Source organism: Chryseobacterium sp. 22458 (assembly GCF_052044975.1).
Taxonomy (GTDB): domain Bacteria; phylum Bacteroidota; class Bacteroidia; order Flavobacteriales; family Weeksellaceae; genus Chryseobacterium.
Window position 1 is genome coordinate 478,331 of record NZ_JBQEOA010000004.1, and the last position, 14,633, is coordinate 492,963.

17 protein-coding genes and 1 riboswitch are annotated in these 14,633 nt (G+C 37.6%); of the genes, 7 read left to right on the top strand and 10 right to left on the bottom strand.

All coding sequences use genetic code 11. The annotated features are described in order from the left end of the window. Nucleotides 1-36: 36 nt before the first annotated feature. From ACTJJF_RS16485 to ACTJJF_RS16495, 3 genes are all read left to right on the top strand, one after another. Nucleotides 37-1,278, top strand: coding sequence for an MFS transporter (locus tag ACTJJF_RS16485; protein ID WP_312299512.1), 1,242 nt, complete (start codon nucleotides 37-39; stop codon nucleotides 1,276-1,278). An 80-nt stretch (nucleotides 1,279-1,358) separates the two neighbouring features. Then, nucleotides 1,359-1,538 carry a hypothetical protein gene (locus ACTJJF_RS16490; RefSeq protein ID WP_312299510.1) on the top strand — a complete coding sequence of 60 codons (180 nt, stop codon included), beginning with the start codon at nucleotides 1,359-1,361 and terminating at the stop codon, nucleotides 1,536-1,538. A 377-nt stretch (nucleotides 1,539-1,915) separates the two neighbouring features. Beyond that, entirely contained in the window at nucleotides 1,916-2,107 is a 192-nt protein-coding gene (locus tag ACTJJF_RS16495; RefSeq protein WP_440700472.1) for a bacteriocin, read from the top strand. Between the two features lie 80 nt (nucleotides 2,108-2,187). On the opposite strand, the gene ACTJJF_RS16500 is transcribed toward ACTJJF_RS16495, so the two are convergent. The 5 genes from ACTJJF_RS16500 to ACTJJF_RS16520 all read right to left on the bottom strand — a co-directional run bounded on the left by ACTJJF_RS16500 (nucleotide 2,188) and on the right by ACTJJF_RS16520 (nucleotide 7,325). Then, on the bottom strand, nucleotides 2,188-3,123 hold the full coding sequence (locus ACTJJF_RS16500; RefSeq protein WP_440700336.1) for a YeiH family protein: 936 nt from the start codon (nucleotides 3,121-3,123) through the stop codon (nucleotides 2,188-2,190). Between the two features lie 119 nt (nucleotides 3,124-3,242). Beyond that, entirely contained in the window at nucleotides 3,243-4,118 is an 876-nt protein-coding gene (locus ACTJJF_RS16505; protein WP_440700337.1) for a LysR substrate-binding domain-containing protein, read from the bottom strand. Between the two features lie 210 nt (nucleotides 4,119-4,328). Beyond that, complete coding sequence (locus tag ACTJJF_RS16510; protein WP_440700338.1) at nucleotides 4,329-5,636, bottom strand: voltage-gated chloride channel family protein; 1,308 nt, start codon at nucleotides 5,634-5,636, stop codon at nucleotides 4,329-4,331. Nucleotides 5,637-5,667: 31 nt separating this feature from the next. Further along, a riboswitch (Fluoride riboswitch) is annotated at nucleotides 5,668-5,736 on the bottom strand. Between the two features lie 158 nt (nucleotides 5,737-5,894). Continuing rightward, nucleotides 5,895-6,734 (bottom strand): GLPGLI family protein, encoded by an 840-nt coding sequence (locus ACTJJF_RS16515; RefSeq protein ID WP_440700339.1) that lies wholly within the window; start codon nucleotides 6,732-6,734, stop codon nucleotides 5,895-5,897. Between the two features lie 123 nt (nucleotides 6,735-6,857). Continuing rightward, nucleotides 6,858-7,325 (bottom strand): acyl-CoA thioesterase, encoded by a 468-nt coding sequence (locus ACTJJF_RS16520; RefSeq protein WP_065397256.1) that lies wholly within the window; start codon nucleotides 7,323-7,325, stop codon nucleotides 6,858-6,860. Between the two features lie 123 nt (nucleotides 7,326-7,448). Between ACTJJF_RS16520 and ACTJJF_RS16525 the strand changes: the two genes are divergently transcribed. Next, nucleotides 7,449-7,805 (top strand): arsenate reductase family protein, encoded by a 357-nt coding sequence (locus tag ACTJJF_RS16525; RefSeq protein ID WP_440700340.1) that lies wholly within the window; start codon nucleotides 7,449-7,451, stop codon nucleotides 7,803-7,805. A 74-nt stretch (nucleotides 7,806-7,879) separates the two neighbouring features. Here ACTJJF_RS16525 and ACTJJF_RS16530 read toward each other — a convergent pair whose 3' ends face one another. The 4 genes from ACTJJF_RS16530 to idi form a co-directional block, all read right to left on the bottom strand. Next, nucleotides 7,880-8,395: a hypothetical protein gene (locus ACTJJF_RS16530; protein WP_440700341.1), complete on the bottom strand. Its 516-nt coding sequence runs from the start codon at nucleotides 8,393-8,395 to the stop codon at nucleotides 7,880-7,882. A 94-nt stretch (nucleotides 8,396-8,489) separates the two neighbouring features. Beyond that, nucleotides 8,490-9,566 carry a glycine cleavage system aminomethyltransferase GcvT gene (gene gcvT, locus ACTJJF_RS16535; RefSeq protein ID WP_440700342.1) on the bottom strand — a complete coding sequence of 359 codons (1,077 nt, stop codon included), beginning with the start codon at nucleotides 9,564-9,566 and terminating at the stop codon, nucleotides 8,490-8,492. A gap of 9 nt (nucleotides 9,567-9,575) precedes the next feature. Then, on the bottom strand, nucleotides 9,576-10,046 hold the full coding sequence (locus ACTJJF_RS16540; protein ID WP_440700343.1) for a hypothetical protein: 471 nt from the start codon (nucleotides 10,044-10,046) through the stop codon (nucleotides 9,576-9,578). Between the two features lie 2 nt (nucleotides 10,047-10,048). Then, the gene (gene idi / locus ACTJJF_RS16545; RefSeq protein ID WP_440700344.1) at nucleotides 10,049-10,558 is read right to left on the bottom strand and encodes an isopentenyl-diphosphate Delta-isomerase; all 510 of its coding nucleotides are present in this window, start codon (nucleotides 10,556-10,558) and stop codon (nucleotides 10,049-10,051) included. A gap of 268 nt (nucleotides 10,559-10,826) precedes the next feature. Between idi and ACTJJF_RS16550 the strand changes: the two genes are divergently transcribed. Both ACTJJF_RS16550 and ACTJJF_RS16555 read left to right on the top strand, forming a co-directional pair. Further along, a complete protein-coding gene (locus tag ACTJJF_RS16550) occupies nucleotides 10,827-11,237 on the top strand; it encodes an LNS2 domain-containing protein (RefSeq protein ID WP_065397262.1) in 411 nt (136 codons plus the stop codon). Nucleotides 11,238-11,323: 86 nt separating this feature from the next. Beyond that, the gene (locus ACTJJF_RS16555) at nucleotides 11,324-12,283 is read left to right on the top strand and encodes a D-2-hydroxyacid dehydrogenase (protein ID WP_440700345.1); all 960 of its coding nucleotides are present in this window, start codon (nucleotides 11,324-11,326) and stop codon (nucleotides 12,281-12,283) included. A gap of 74 nt (nucleotides 12,284-12,357) precedes the next feature. Here the strand turns inward: ACTJJF_RS16555 and mscL are convergent, their stop codons facing one another. Beyond that, nucleotides 12,358-12,738, bottom strand: a complete 381-nt coding sequence (gene mscL, locus ACTJJF_RS16560; protein WP_312299484.1) for a large conductance mechanosensitive channel protein MscL — start codon at nucleotides 12,736-12,738, stop codon at nucleotides 12,358-12,360. A 245-nt stretch (nucleotides 12,739-12,983) separates the two neighbouring features. Between mscL and ACTJJF_RS16565 the strand changes: the two genes are divergently transcribed. Next, the gene (locus ACTJJF_RS16565) at nucleotides 12,984-14,501 is read left to right on the top strand and encodes an NAD(P)H-hydrate dehydratase (RefSeq protein WP_440700346.1); all 1,518 of its coding nucleotides are present in this window, start codon (nucleotides 12,984-12,986) and stop codon (nucleotides 14,499-14,501) included. The last annotated feature ends 132 nt before the right edge of the window (nucleotides 14,502-14,633 follow it).

Consider the following 14,633-nt stretch of genomic DNA (forward strand, 5'->3'; position numbering starts at 1 on the left):
AATTGAAAGGTTTTTTATTTTTATCAAAACTTAAAAATGCAAGAACTGTCCCTGTCTTCAAAACTGAAGTACATTTTTTCTATTCCCGTTATTATTTCTGCCTTAGGCTATTTTGTTGACATCTATGATCTCCTTTTATTCGGGATCGTCAGAATACCAAGTTTAAAAGCACTTGGGCTCAATCCGGACGCAGACGGAACCTTTATTCTGAACTGTCAGATGGTGGGGCTCCTTATCGGAGGAGTATTCTGGGGTATTTTTGGCGATAAAAAAGGAAGGCTTTCCGTACTTTTCGGGTCTATACTGGTATATTCGTTAGCTAATATTGCATGTGGTTTTCTTCCCTATTTTCCGAAAGAGCATTTGGTGTATCAATATGCGGGTTTAAGGTTTATTGCAGGCATCGGACTGGCAGGAGAGCTTGGAGCAGGAATTACACTGGTTTCTGAAAGCCTCCCGAAGAGTTTACGGGCCATTGGAACCTCGGTGGTAGCAGGCTTTGGGTTAATGGGAGCTGTTGTGGCCCAACTGACGGTAGAATTAGCCGGCGGATGGAATATCTCCTATATCATCGGCGGTGTGATGGGAATTCTGCTGTTAGTGCTCAGGGTAAGTGTTTCGGAATCCGGGATTTATAAAAATCTGGAACATAAAAATGTATCAAAAGGAAACTTTCTGTCCTTTTTTACCAATAAAGACAGGCTGGTAAGATATTTAAAATGTATAGCAGTAGGATTACCCACCTGGTATTGTATAGGCATTCTGGCTGTTTTAGCGAACCAATTTGCTCCTGAACTGGGCATCACGGATATCAATCCCGGAAAAGCAATTATGTGGGCCTATGTGGGGATTTCTGTCGGTGACCTGCTGAGCGGTTTTATTTCCCATGCCTTAAAATCCCGTAAAATGGCCATTTTCTACATGCTGATTTTTACGTTAATTGGGGTGGCAGTCATGTTGTTCGGTAATACCAATACCGAGACCAAATATTACCTGTTTTGTGTATGGCTGGGCTTTGGTACAGGTTACTGGGCTATGTTTGTTACCTTGGCTGCGGAACAGTTTGGAACCAATATCAGAAATACGGCAACAACAACCGTTCCGAATATGGTCAGAGGACTGGTGCCTGTCATGATTCTTGCTTTTGATTTTTTCAAAGGAAGCTTTTCTGTTGTTGAAAGCGCAGCTATTGTAGGAGTAGTAGTTTTCGGGCTTGCCTTTTATTCATCACTTACCATTTCAGAAACTCACGACAGGGATCTTGAGTTTACCGAATAAAATAATTATGAATTAATTACGTTCTAATGATATGAAAATAAGCTAACTAATTAAATTGTTTAACTAAAAATCAAATCATCATGTCACAGAAAATTTTTAAAAATGCAAAAAAACTTGAAAGAGATAACCTTAAAAATATTGTAGGGGGAATAAGCGGTACCCCGGATCTGTCTCTTTGTGGGTGCAGCTGTACAGGAGCCGTAACAGGTCCTTCATATTGTATAAACTATAAAAGATGTCTTCAGGTAATGACCTGCTAATCGTAAAATAATCTTATTAATATCAACCTTTCGGGAAACCGGGAGGTTTTTTTTTAGAAAGAAAGGTATTGAAGTTTAGTTAAAAAACTATCAGAAGTAGTTAGTTCAATAGTAACTTTCAACCTCCTTCTTAAAGCTTCCGCCTTTCACGCTCATCCTATCCGAAACCATAAAAAGTACCTTGAATTATAGGAGGATTTTAAATTTGTTTAATAAATGAAAATAATTGATTTCGGATTTTGAATAGATTAATAAGGTTAAAATCAATATATTATTAAAATTTGTATTGAATTTTGTTGCGTATATTTAATATTTGTTTAACTTTGGGAAGTAACTAAAACTATATTGTTTAACCAAAACTAATTCACGTGAACATTATGAAAAATGCTAAAAAACTAAGAAAGGAAGAGCTTAAAAATATCACCGGAGGTCTTGACAGCTGGGCAAATATTGAAATAGATCTGTCCCTTTGCGGATGCAGCTGCTCAGGAGCTGTAACAGGACCTAAATATTGTATTGAATATATAGCTTGCCCGCAGGTATATACTTGTGGTGAAGCAGCTATATAAATTATTACTTCACTTATGAAATAAACATTTCCACATTTAATAGGCAGCACCCTTTTGATTTCAAGAGGGTGCTGCTGCTTTTAGCGGATAATGTAAAGGAGACTTCCGACACTGATGGTTACCCAAAGGAGTATCGCCGTCAGTAGAGGCTTAGTACCTATTGTTTTCAAGGTCTGGATGGACAGGGTAGAGCCAATGAAAAATAAAGTAAGATTCAATCCGGATTTTGCCAGAACAGTGATCGAACTGCTGAAACGGTCAAGGACAGGGAAATAAGTGTTTAGCAAAATTGCAATGATAAAATAACCGATAAACCAGGGGATTTTGATCTTCGAATCCTTACTTTTAAAAATAAACATGGTAATCAGTGATACCGGGATGATCCATAAAGCACGGGCAAGTTTTACCGTGGTGGCAACTTTCAGAGCTTCATCGCCGTATTTGCCGGCAGCCCCCACTACAGAACTGGTGTCATGAATTCCCACAGCACACCACAACCCAAACTGTTCCTGTGAAAGATTCAGCAGGTGCCCGATAGCTGGATAAATGAATAAAGCAATGGAATTTAAAGTAAACACAATTGCCAATGCCAGAGATATCTGCTTTGTATTTGGCTTAATGATAGGAGATACTGCAGCAATGGCACTTCCGCCACAAATAGCCGTTCCTGCAGAGAGAAGGTAAGACAGCGGTCTCTCCAGTTTGAATATCTTCCCTAAAAAATAACCGAGAACCATTACGGTTACAATACTAACAACAGTAAGCATCAATCCCGTTTTTCCGGCGTGAAGAGCCTCATCTAACTTTAATCCGAATCCTAACCCGACAATAGAAATCTGAAGCAGCAGATGGATATATTTATGCAGGTGCCTTTCAAAAGGATTTCCGATAAAAACCGCCAACGCAAAACCTAATGCAAGGGCTATGGGAGAAGATATAAATGGAGTTAAACATAAAACCGCCAATACTATAAAAATTATTTTCCGGGCCATTTCATTCTGAATGAAATCTTTCATAATGCGAACTTTTAAAATCTGCACCAAAGGTCCGGAATATAGTATTACAAAATAGATCGCATTTTGTTATATAAGATAACTATAAGTTATATCTTTGCTTACTGCTTACTGCCTGGAACTCATTCTGCAAATCTCAGGAAAAGGCTGATCAGTTCAGACTGTTCCCCTTTAGGAAGAATAAAATGAAAATCCCTTTCAATGCTGAAGTTTTTAATGTCAACAATGGCCAGACTGTTATTTTTTAATTCATTGACAATAGTGCTGATGGAAAGAAAAGCCATTGCATCAGAATGAAGAAGGTAGTTTTTGATACTTTCACTGCTTCCCAGCTGCATGACAGTATTCAGTTCGTTGGTGTTGATTCCTTTCTCCTTTAAACGGTTTTGTATAAACTCAAGAGTTCCGGAACCCGGTTCACGGAAGATCAGATCAAGGTCATACAGATCTTTTAGTTGTAAAGTTTTATGGGCCAGCGAATGATCTGACTTTGCCGCCAATACAATTTCATCTGCCTTAAATGTTTTATAATCAAAATAAGAAGACTGGGATTCACCCTCAATAATTCCCAGGTCTACTTTCTCTTCCTTTAAAAGAGCTGAAACCGTCTCAGTGTTCCCTGTAAGAAGCTCAATTTTGATATCTTTATAATAGCTGTTGAATTTGGCTAAAATTTCCGGTAAAATATACTGGGCAACAGTAGTACTTGCTCCGATAATCAGTTTTCCCTTGTGCTGTTGGTTGATCTGGCCGATTTCAAACTCCAGGTCACGATAGATATTTCTGATCTTTTCAGCATATTCATAAAGAATCTTTCCACTCCGGGTAAGCTGGATAGAAGTACCTTTGCGGTCAAATAATTTAGATCCTACCTGAATTTCAATCTCTTTGATATGTTTTGTGACAGCAGGCTGGGAAATATGAAGCTCCTCGGATGCTTTTGTAAAGCTAAGCCTGGATGCCACCGTATGGAAAACTTTTAATCGGTAATCAAACATAGCGTAAAAGTACGAATTATAGTTGGGAGTTTAAGGCAAGGGAGTAAAGAGAATGTGTGATGGGAAAAGAGGATTGTTAGTGTTGAAATTAATGATAAGTCATACAATTTATTCCATTGATGATAGCTTTCCAAAGTACAACAATTCCCATCCTCCGGAGGGGTGGCAAAAATTCAAAGAATTTTTGACGGGGTGGTAATCACAACGGCATTATAAAAATTCCGAAATCGATTTCTCCTGTTGGCTTTCATATCTCCGGTTCTTCGCTTCCCCGATCTTTTGCCGGGTATAAATGCTGTTGTGGCCGGAAAGAAGATAAGATACCACACAGGCAATGGCTATATACACTCCGCATTCGGAACCAAACAGCTCAATTCCCATGAGCATACAGGCGAGAGGAGTATTTGTTGCACCGGCAAATACAGCAACAAAACCCATCCCTGCCAATAATCCGAAAGGTAACGGAATAAACAGAGATAAAGCGCTGCCCAGCGTGGCGCCAATGAAAAACAGAGGCGTAACTTCCCCTCCTTTGAATCCTGCTGAAAGGGTAACAATGGTAAAAACCATTTTTAAAGCAAAATCATACAACGGAAGCTGCTTCTCAAAAGATTCTACGATAACCGGAACTCCCAGTCCTATATAGCGAGTTGTACCCATTGCAAAAACGGCAAGCGCTATTATGGTTCCTCCCACTACAGGACGAAGTGGAGGGTATTTAATTTTCGATTTAAAAAAAGACCCCATCCAATGAATGATCCTGCTGAAACCTGCAGCACAGATCCCAAAAACAATACCTGCGATAATACTATACAGGACTGGTAAAAATTCCAGTTTGGGTATAAAGTCAATATGATAATGGGTATGCTTTACATTCCAGAGATTAGTAGTCAGGTCTGCCAGTATTGCTGAAGCAAATGCCGGGAAGATAGCATTATAACGGATTCTTCCGATCAGAAAAACCTCAAGTCCGAAAACCGCTCCGGCAAGAGGTGTGCCGAATACCGAGCCAAAGCCGGCCGCAATGGCTGCAATCATTAATGTCCTTCTTTCATTTTTGTCCAGTTGAAAAGGTTTGCTGAGCTGATCCGCAATAGCTCCTGCCATCTGAAGAGCTGTTCCTTCACGCCCTGCAGATCCACCGAAAAAATGCGTAACGATTGTTCCTATATAAACGAAAGGAGCCATTTTGAACGGTATAATTGCTTTCGGGTCGTGAATGGTATCAATCAGAAGATTATTCCCTGCTTCAACCTCTTTTTCCCAATGATAGTACAAAAGTCCGATCAGAAAACCTGCAGCCGGAAGGAGTGCGATCAGCCACAAATGACTTTCCCTGAAATCAGTAGCCCATTCCAGAGAAACAAGAAAGCCTGCTGAAGCCGTTCCCACCAAAGCACCAATAATACTACTGATCACTAACCATTTAAAAATATAAGGCAAGGCCGGAAATTTTCTGAAAAAAAAATGAGTATTAAAAATTGCTTTTTTAACAAGTGTCCGTTGATTTTTTGACATAATAATCCTGATTAGTTATCTGTTAATAATCTATTAATCAGGCGTCATCAGCTTTTGTAAAGCGGTTTGGGGAAGGAAGAACACCATTTCCTTTTATACTGCAAAGATAAAGATAAAAGATAAAAGATTTTGCCGTTAAATATCTTTTAATTCAATCGACTGTCAGCATCAATAGGAGCGGGCTTTAGCCCGCTCAACTATAATATTAAATTCCTATGGCTTTAGTCGAAACTTAAATCATATTTTTTGTGTATGTATTTAATAAACAGGATAATGCATTGCCTTGTTTACCTCCACAGGATTATTGTATTTTCTGATGACTTCCTGCATATTTTTAGTCTGTGTATTCAGCTCATCCACCGTACGGATCTCTGTTCCGTTGATGTTAATCTTCAGGTCATTATTGGTCTTGCTGAAATTGTTACGCTCAAACGCAAAAGGATCATTGTAAAACTCCATTGCCAGCTTATATTTCTGTTTTTCATTAATTGGAACAGCTTTATTTCCGAAACTGGATTCTACAAAATTTTGTGTAGAATAATCATCTTTAAGTTTCTGACTTTTAACAAGAGTATATATAAAATTACTTTTAGCATCCGACATTTCAAAAATAAGACCTGGTAATCCCCTGAATTTAAAAGGTCCTTCATTGAAAGGAATATCTTTGGAGAACCATGCAGTCCAACTTCTGCCTCCAAACTTTGTGGTGGCTTTCTGCAGGGTGTAATTTTCTACCTTTTTGGTTTCTTCGGAAATGGTCCAGTTGATCTTGTCTGTTGTTTTGAAAGAATAATAGCCCTGTTTAATATTAATAAAATTTTCGTTGTCAAAGGAATTGATTTTTCTCTTCACTACCTGTCCGGACATATCCGTATAGCTGGAATTCATCCCGAATTTTTTATTTAAAGAATCGGTAATAGCCAGGTCCTGACCGTAAAATTTAACCTCTTTCGGGGTAATGTCAAGAATCATATTCTGTTTTTCATGATGGGTTTCAGTAGAATCCATCTTATATTGAAGCTGATAAATGAACCGATGGGTCTGGGCTTGGGCGAATGCCATGATCAGCAGTGCAGTGATGGTAAAAATAGTTTTCATACTATATCAGAATGGTTGACGCTAAATTAAGCAATATCGAATTGTTATACAACGGATTATGAATTTAATGATCTTAAATTCTGAATGTCAGATTTACTGATCACACATTCCTGAAACCGGACCTTACAAAAACGGTTTCATCTCATCTTCAATCTGTGTTCTCAGCTCCATCAGGCGCTTGGCATACATTTCCTGCTGCTTTTCCTCTTCCGTTTCAGGGATCCATTTGGGTACCGGAAGCTTTTTACCGTTTTCATCTACAGCAACGAATACAATGATGCAGTGGGTCTTTTTATCAAAAGTAGGCTGCTTCAGATTTCTTGAGAATACATTGATCGCAATGTGCATACTTGAAGTTCCGGTATAAATCACCTGCGCATCTACTTTGACTACTTCCCCGATCTTAATAGGCTCATAAAAGCGGATTCCTCCCACATAGACTGTTACGGAATAATTTCCGCTCCAGGTTGTAGCACAGGCATATCCAGCCTGATCAATCCATTTCATGACGCTTCCCCCATGTACATTTCCCCCGTAATTAACATCTGAAGGCTCTGAAATAAACTGAAAAGTAATAGGCTTGTTCTGCATCTTTATAAAATTTGAATAAAGTTATTTAATAATTTCCAAAGTTTTAGATTAAATCCTACTTTTGAAAGACGAAACTTTCAATGAAAGAGAAATTTAACAAAATAACAGATTTAGACATTTGCAATGAAGAAAGTATTTTATCTCAACACATGTGATACCTGCAGAAAAATTTTAGCACAGTTTGACCTTTCAGGCTGGGAACTTCGAGAAATAAAAAAAGAACCTATTACCAAAGAAGAATTAGCAGAAATGTATAAACTGACAAAGTCGTATGATGCTTTGTTCAGCAGGAAATCTACTCAGATCAAATTGAGAGGTCTGGATGTAAAGTCTTTAGGAGAAAAAGATTTCAAAGAATTGCTGCTGGATCACTATACCTTTTTGAAAAGACCTGTTTTTATCACTGATAAAGAGATTTTTGTAGGGAATGATAAGAAGAATGTTGAAGCTTTACAGCAGTTTTTCGGTGTAAACGAATAGTTTAGCTATAAAATAGATATTATGCCATATTCACTTGTTGGGTATGGCGGTTTTTATTCTGATTTTGTTATTTTTCAATGACTTATTGTTTTATTTCTGTCATATAGTTTTATTTTTTTTAATCCATAGTTATTCATTCTTGTTGAAGCAGAAATTATCTCTCCATCAGGAAGATTTTCATAAAGTTTGTCTATAAATTTTTCGATTCCGGAAGTATTATTATCCTTCAACTCATAATGGTTATGATCTGTTATAACTTCTATTCCGGACTGGTGCTGTCTATGGAGAATAGGAATATGGAATGAATTTACCTCTACAATCTGATTCCATTTTATAAATTCTTTTTTTATATAAAATCCATCATTGGTATACTGAAAGTCGCCATCATTACGCTGCAATGTGTCTGATTCTTTTTCAATAGAGTCGTAATCGTGTTTAGTGTTTGAGGTATAAAGCTTTGCTCCGGCAAAACAGATAATAATAAAACAAGAAAGAATAAGAATATAGGATATTCCTGAGCTGTTAAATACCGGATAGTTATATAAAATCAATGCCAGAAGTAAGGAAACTATAAAAATTATTTTTTTCATTAATAATTGTTTAAAGTAAATATAAATTAAAATTTTATCATAAAAAAAGCTGCAGAATATCTACAGCTTTCTCTATTGAAAAGAACTCTAATTATTATACAAAAGGAGCTTTCACCACTTTTGCAGGAATGTTCTTATTTCTTACCTGGATAAAAATCTCAGAACCTAATTTGAAGTGAGGCTTGTCTACATACGCAAGACCTAAACCGATCTTCTTCATTGGAGACTGGGTTCCTGAAGTTACTTTCCCGATCACGTTTCCTTCAGCATCTACAACAGGGTAGTCGTGTCTTGGAACACCTTTGTCAGTAAGTTCAAAACCTACTAATTTTCTGGTAACACCTTCTTCTTTCTGTTTGGCGAAAACATCTTTAGAAACAAAATCTTTATCGAATTTTGTGATCCATCCTAAACCGGCTTCCATTGGAGAAGTGGTGTCATCGATGTCATTTCCGTAAAGACAGAATCCTTTTTCAAGTCTCAAAGTATCTCTGGCAGCCAATCCGCAAGGAATAATCCCCTCTTCTTTACCGGCTTCCATTACAGCATCCCAAAGTTTTTCAGCGCTTTCGTTGTTGAAATAGATCTCAAAGCCACCGCTTCCGGTATATCCCGTGTTTGAAATGATCACATTATTTTCTCCTGCAACACTTCCTACAGTGAAATGATAGTAAGGAATTTCAGAAAGATTTACATCAGTAAGTTTCTGAAGAATTTCAGTAGCTTTAGGTCCCTGAACGGCTAATAACGACATCTCATCAGAAGCGTTGGTCATCTTAGCACCAAAAGTATTATATTTTGAAATATGATTCCAGTCTTTATCTATGTTGGAAGCATTCACAACTACGAAATATTTGTCATCTTCCATTTTGTAAACGATAAGGTCGTCTACAATACCTCCGTTTTCGTTCGGAAGGCAGGAGTATTGAGCTTTTCCGTTTTCAAGAGCATCTACATTATTGGTCGTAACATATTGTAAAAGATCTTTTGAACCCGGTCCTTCGATGAAAAACTGTCCCATGTGGGAAACATCAAATAATCCGGCTTTTTCTCTTACTGCAAAGTGCTCTTCCGTTACTCCCGAATATTGTACAGGCATCTCAAAACCTGCGAAAGGTACGATCTTAGCTCCCAAAGAAACATGTTTGTCGTACAATGCTGTTTTCTTCATATTTAATTTTTATTTCTTTATTTTAAAACTGTTGAAAGTCTCATTGAATAGGGTCATATAGTTTCCGTTCCAGAATTTCTGGCCACAGTTGATGGTCACCAGATACAGCTCCTTATCTTTCTGAAAGGCTCTGGTAATCCAGAATAGTTTTTCTTTCGGATCAAAATATTCGTAATAATATTCCGTAAATCCTTTTTTGCTTTTATTTTCTTTTACTTTGTTTTCCGCATCTTCAGACTTGTACAAGGCCAGGATGAATTTCTTCGTTTCGGCTTTGGGAAGATTAAGATCATGATATTCAGAAATGGTGATGGCCCCGATTTCGTTGCTAGGGAAAATATTGACAATCTCGCTGTCATTGGTAGATTTCCAGCCTTCAGGAACATTGATGGTATAGTTCGGGCTTTCATACACCTTACCTTTTTGAGCCAAAAACAGGCTTCCTGATACTAAGGCAGAAAAAAGAAGGAATTTTTTCATTATTAAAAATGGTGTTTATATTCTTCAAGAATGATCTTAAACCATTCCGTAAAGTTTTCAGGGTGTTCAGCAATTTCCTGATCCAGATCTTCAGGAGATATGAATCTTACTTCCTCTACTTCTTCTTTGTTTAAATTGAAATCAGCTTCATGATTTCCTACAAAAACATGGTCAAGCTCGTGCTCCCAAAGACCACCGCCTACATCTGCTTTGTAGATAAAGCTGAATTTTTCAGAAAGTTCCGTTTCAATTCCCAGTTCTTCTTTCAGTCTGCGTGTGGCGCCGGCCAGATATGTTTCGCCTTCTCTGGGATGTGAGCATACGGCATTGGTCCATTGGCTAGGAGAATGGTATTTTCCGGAAGCTCTTTTCTGAAGAAGCATTTCTCCTTTGCTGTTGAACAGAAATACAGAAAAAGCACGGTGCAACAGACCATTGATGTGTGCCTGCTGCTTTTCCATCAGACCCAAAACTTCATCTTCAGGATTTACTAAAACTACAAATTCTTCCATTTCTACAAATGTAAGCGTAATAAATGTATTTTGGAAATTTTTAGGGAAACATCATGTTTTTTATAAAAATAGAGAAGAGATCAGATGAATTTATCCGGTTAAATTAAATCGCTGTAATGAAAATTTTTAATAATAACCATTAAAATAATGAATAAAATATTTATATTATTTAATGAATAGTGGTTTTTATAGTAAAATTTTAACATAAACTAAGTTTAATGAGCCTGATAGTTGTAAAAGTGCTAACTTTGTTACTTAATATTTAATGATGGAGTTAGAGTACATAGAACACATTAGTCCCATTCTGAAGGATGGAGTAAAAAATTACCTAATCGATATTGACGGAACCATTACTGATGATGTTCCGAACGAAGAACCGGAAAGAATGGTTACCTGTGAACCTTATCCGGATGCTCTGGAAACTATTAACAAATGGTATGACGAAGGCCACCAGATTTGCTTCTTCACTTCAAGAACCGAAAATCTGAAACAAATCACAATAGACTGGCTGGATAAGCATGGTTTCAAATACCACAGCGTGCTTTGCGGCAAACCGAGAGGGGGAAATTATCACTGGATAGACAACCACCTGGTAAGAGCTACAAGATACAAAGGCAGATTTACGGATCTGGTAGAAAAACAAGTAACTATTGAAGTCTTCAGAGAAGATGGAGAATAACAAATATCATTCAAAGATTTAAAGATTAAATGTGAACCCGTTCCATTGATTTTTAAATCTTTTAATTTTTAATTATAGATGTATTTATGAAAGTTTTAGCAAACGACGGCCTTGATCAATCAGGAATTGATGCCTTAACGGAAAAAGGTTTTGAGGTTATTACTACAAAAGTTCCGCAGGAGTTTTTGGTAGATTATATTAATGAGCATAAGATCCGTACCCTATTGGTGAGAAGTGCTACCCAGGTAAGAAAAGATATTATAGACAACTGTCCTTCGCTTGGTATTATCGGAAGAGGAGGGGTAGGAATGGATAATATTGATGTAGACTATGCAAGAGAAAAAGGGATTCATGTGATCAATACGCCTTCGGCTTCTTCAGAATCGGTAGCAGAGCTTGTTTTTGCGCATTTGTTCTCAGGTGCCAGATTCCTTCAGGATTCAAACAGAAAAATGCCTTTAGTAGGAGATACCGAGTTTGCCGGACTTAAAAAAGCATATGCTGCGGGAATTGAGTTGAGAGGAAAAACCATCGGAATCATCGGAATGGGAAGAATCGGGCAGGAGGTTGCCAGAATTGCCCTGGGACTTGGAATGAGAGTTGTGGCTGCAGATAATAATGTAGGAAGAGCAAGCATCAAAGTGAAGTTCTATAACAATCAGTTTATCAATGTTGATATCGAAACTGAGCCGTTACAGGATGTCCTGAAACATTCGGACTTTATTACCCTGCATGTTCCTGCTCAGAAAGACGGTTATATGATCGGTCAGAATGAGTTTGATATAATGAAGGATGGAGTGGCGATTGTCAATTGTTCCAGAGGTGGAGTTATTGATGAAGCAGCTTTAATAGCAGCACTTGATTCCGGTAAAGTAAGATTTGCAGGATTGGATGTTTTCATCAATGAGCCTACACCCTCTAAAGAAATCCTTAATCACTCCAAGATCTCTCTTACCCCTCATACAGGAGCTTCTACTCTTGAAGCACAGGACAGAATCGGGCTTTCCCTGGCTGAACAGATTTCAAGTATTTTACAAATTCATTAGCAGAATGAAACAATACAACAAAAGCACCTCAAAAAGAGGTGCTTTTTTATTGTAAACTGTTGGAATCAATTAGATTATAGATTGTTTTTACTTTTCAATAAATCTCTGATCTCTGTCAGTAATTTCTGATCTTCAGTAGGTCCTGCAGGAGCTGGAGCATCTTTTTTGTTGACCTTATTGGCTAGTTTAATGATCCAGAAAAGTACCATGGCAATACAAAGGAAACTGATTACTGCTGAAAGGAAATTTCCATAAGCAACCCCGTTCCACGTAAGCTTGGCAATGTTTTCTGCACCTGCGGCTTTTAAAGCAGGGTTTAAGATCAGAGGCGTAATCACATCTTCCACTAAAGATGAAACAATTTTACCAAATGCCGCTCCAATGATCACACCGACAGCCAGATCAAGAACATTACCCTTGAAGGCAAACTCTTTAAATTCTTTGACAAATCCCATAATTTATATTTTTTTAATTAGTTATATACACAAAAATATAACTAAAAAATGTAAAAAACATCAATTTTTATCGTTTTTTATTTAAAAAAGATAGATTTTTATTCTAAAATAATACAATCTCCTTTAATAGTATTTATCGTTTGCTTTCATTCATTAATCCATTCATGATCGTATTATAATTTTATTGTTGAGGTCACATTGTAATGAAAAATCTTTTGTAATTTGCTTAAAAGTTTGATCACTCTATGAAAATATTTACCGCAGAACAAATACGCAGCTGGGATCAGTTTACCATTTCTCATGAACCTGTTTCTTCCGTTCAACTCATGGAAAGAGCTTCTATGGCCGTGGCCAACTGGATTTCTGACCATTGTAAAAATCATAAAAAGATGGTTGTATTCTGTGGGAACGGAAATAATGGCGGTGACGGTTTAGCGATTGCAAGACTGCTTTACCTCAAAGGCTTTGATGCTGATGTTTTTGTGGATGATCCCAAAGGCAGGTTTTCTGATGATGCTTTGGTTAATCTGAAAAGGTTGCGGGATTTTTCGGGTGTTTCTGTGAGAAAATTCAGCGATATTGAACAGTATTATTTTGATGACAAAACCATTATCATTGATGCGCTTTTTGGAACGGGTTTGTCCAGACCTCTGGAAGGGAAATACAGACTTCTGGTTGATCAGCTGAACCAGAAAGATAACATTAAAATATCGGTTGATATTCCCTCCGGACTATCTGCAGATGAAATGCCTGGAGATCATGATATGCTCCTGAAGGCTGATTATACATTAAGCTTTCAATGCTGGAAACGAAGCTTTCTCCATCCTGAATCAGGGCAATATACGGGTGAAATAGTTATTCTCGATATCAACTTAAGCAAAGAATATTCAGAAACAACCCAGACGGAATACTTTGTAATAGATGATAGTCTGATTGAGAATATCTTTAAACCCAGATCCGATTTTTCTCATAAAGGAAACTATGGAAGAGCAGTCATCGTTGGAGGAAGTTATGGAAAGATCGGAGCGGCAGTGTTAGCCACCCGGTCAGCCTTGAAGACGGGTGCAGGACTGACTTTTACAATTGCTCCCGAATGTGGCTACGAAATCCTGCAGACCTCGTGCCCTGAAGCGATGTTTATGAAAGGCGGAAAAGATTTTATAACAGAATTCGAAGAAGATAAGGATTTCGCTTACGGAATCGGGCCTGGTTTAGGAACTCACCCGGAAACAGAAAAAGGACTTCTGGATTTTCTGAAAAGGCGTACAGACCCTTTAATCCTGGATGCAGATGCATTGAATATTATTTCAAAAGATGAAAAAAACCTGAAATTAATCCCACAAAGGTCCATCATCACACCCCATCCCAAAGAATTTGAAAGATTGTTCGGAAGTACGGATAATTCTTTTAAAAGACTTGAGCTGGCCCGGGACAAAGCACAGGAACTGAATATTTACATCATTCTGAAAGATCATCACACACAGATTATTACTCCGGATAGAAACGTTTACTACAATATTACAGGTAATGCGGGGCTTGCCAAGGGGGGAAGCGGTGATATTCTCACCGGAATCCTTACTTCACTTTCATCACAGAGGTATTCCGGTGAGCAGACCTGTATTTTGGGAGTATGGCTGCATGGAAGAGCTGCTGATCTTGCTTCTGAAAAACATTCAAAAGAAGCAATGCTTCCTACGGATGTGATTGATGAACTGGGAACAGTGTTTCAGGAATTGAACAGAAAATCCGTAAGAAATCTATAATATCAAAGCTATTAACAGAATGTGGATTTATTCCTTTCATGTTGTTTTATTGCCACGAATGCTAGAATAATTTATAAAGACAGAAACATAGAATATAATAATGAGTGTACTCGTGGTAATTTAAATTTCTCG

Coding starts and splice junctions, on each gene's coding strand:
- ACTJJF_RS16505 (WP_440700337.1), bottom strand. CDS start 4,118: ATGTTTGATTACCGATTAAAAGTTTTCCATACGGTGGCATCCAGGCTT.
- ACTJJF_RS16510 (WP_440700338.1), bottom strand. CDS start 5,636: ATGTCAAAAAATCAACGGACACTTGTTAAAAAAGCAATTTTTAATACT.
- ACTJJF_RS16515 (WP_440700339.1), bottom strand. CDS start 6,734: ATGAAAACTATTTTTACCATCACTGCACTGCTGATCATGGCATTCGCC.
- idi (WP_440700344.1), bottom strand. CDS start 10,558: ATGGAAGAATTTGTAGTTTTAGTAAATCCTGAAGATGAAGTTTTGGGT.
- ACTJJF_RS16495 (WP_440700472.1), top strand. CDS start 1,916: ATGAAAAATGCTAAAAAACTAAGAAAGGAAGAGCTTAAAAATATCACC.
- ACTJJF_RS16520 (WP_065397256.1), bottom strand. CDS start 7,325: ATGCAGAACAAGCCTATTACTTTTCAGTTTATTTCAGAGCCTTCAGAT.
- ACTJJF_RS16550 (WP_065397262.1), top strand. CDS start 10,827: ATGGAGTTAGAGTACATAGAACACATTAGTCCCATTCTGAAGGATGGA.
- ACTJJF_RS16500 (WP_440700336.1), bottom strand. CDS start 3,123: ATGAAAGATTTCATTCAGAATGAAATGGCCCGGAAAATAATTTTTATA.
- ACTJJF_RS16525 (WP_440700340.1), top strand. CDS start 7,449: ATGAAGAAAGTATTTTATCTCAACACATGTGATACCTGCAGAAAAATT.
- ACTJJF_RS16565 (WP_440700346.1), top strand. CDS start 12,984: ATGAAAATATTTACCGCAGAACAAATACGCAGCTGGGATCAGTTTACC.
- ACTJJF_RS16540 (WP_440700343.1), bottom strand. CDS start 10,046: ATGAAAAAATTCCTTCTTTTTTCTGCCTTAGTATCAGGAAGCCTGTTT.
- ACTJJF_RS16555 (WP_440700345.1), top strand. CDS start 11,324: ATGAAAGTTTTAGCAAACGACGGCCTTGATCAATCAGGAATTGATGCC.
- mscL (WP_312299484.1), bottom strand. CDS start 12,738: ATGGGATTTGTCAAAGAATTTAAAGAGTTTGCCTTCAAGGGTAATGTT.
- ACTJJF_RS16490 (WP_312299510.1), top strand. CDS start 1,359: ATGTCACAGAAAATTTTTAAAAATGCAAAAAAACTTGAAAGAGATAAC.
- ACTJJF_RS16530 (WP_440700341.1), bottom strand. CDS start 8,395: ATGAAAAAAATAATTTTTATAGTTTCCTTACTTCTGGCATTGATTTTA.
- ACTJJF_RS16485 (WP_312299512.1), top strand. CDS start 37: ATGCAAGAACTGTCCCTGTCTTCAAAACTGAAGTACATTTTTTCTATT.
- gcvT (WP_440700342.1), bottom strand. CDS start 9,566: ATGAAGAAAACAGCATTGTACGACAAACATGTTTCTTTGGGAGCTAAG.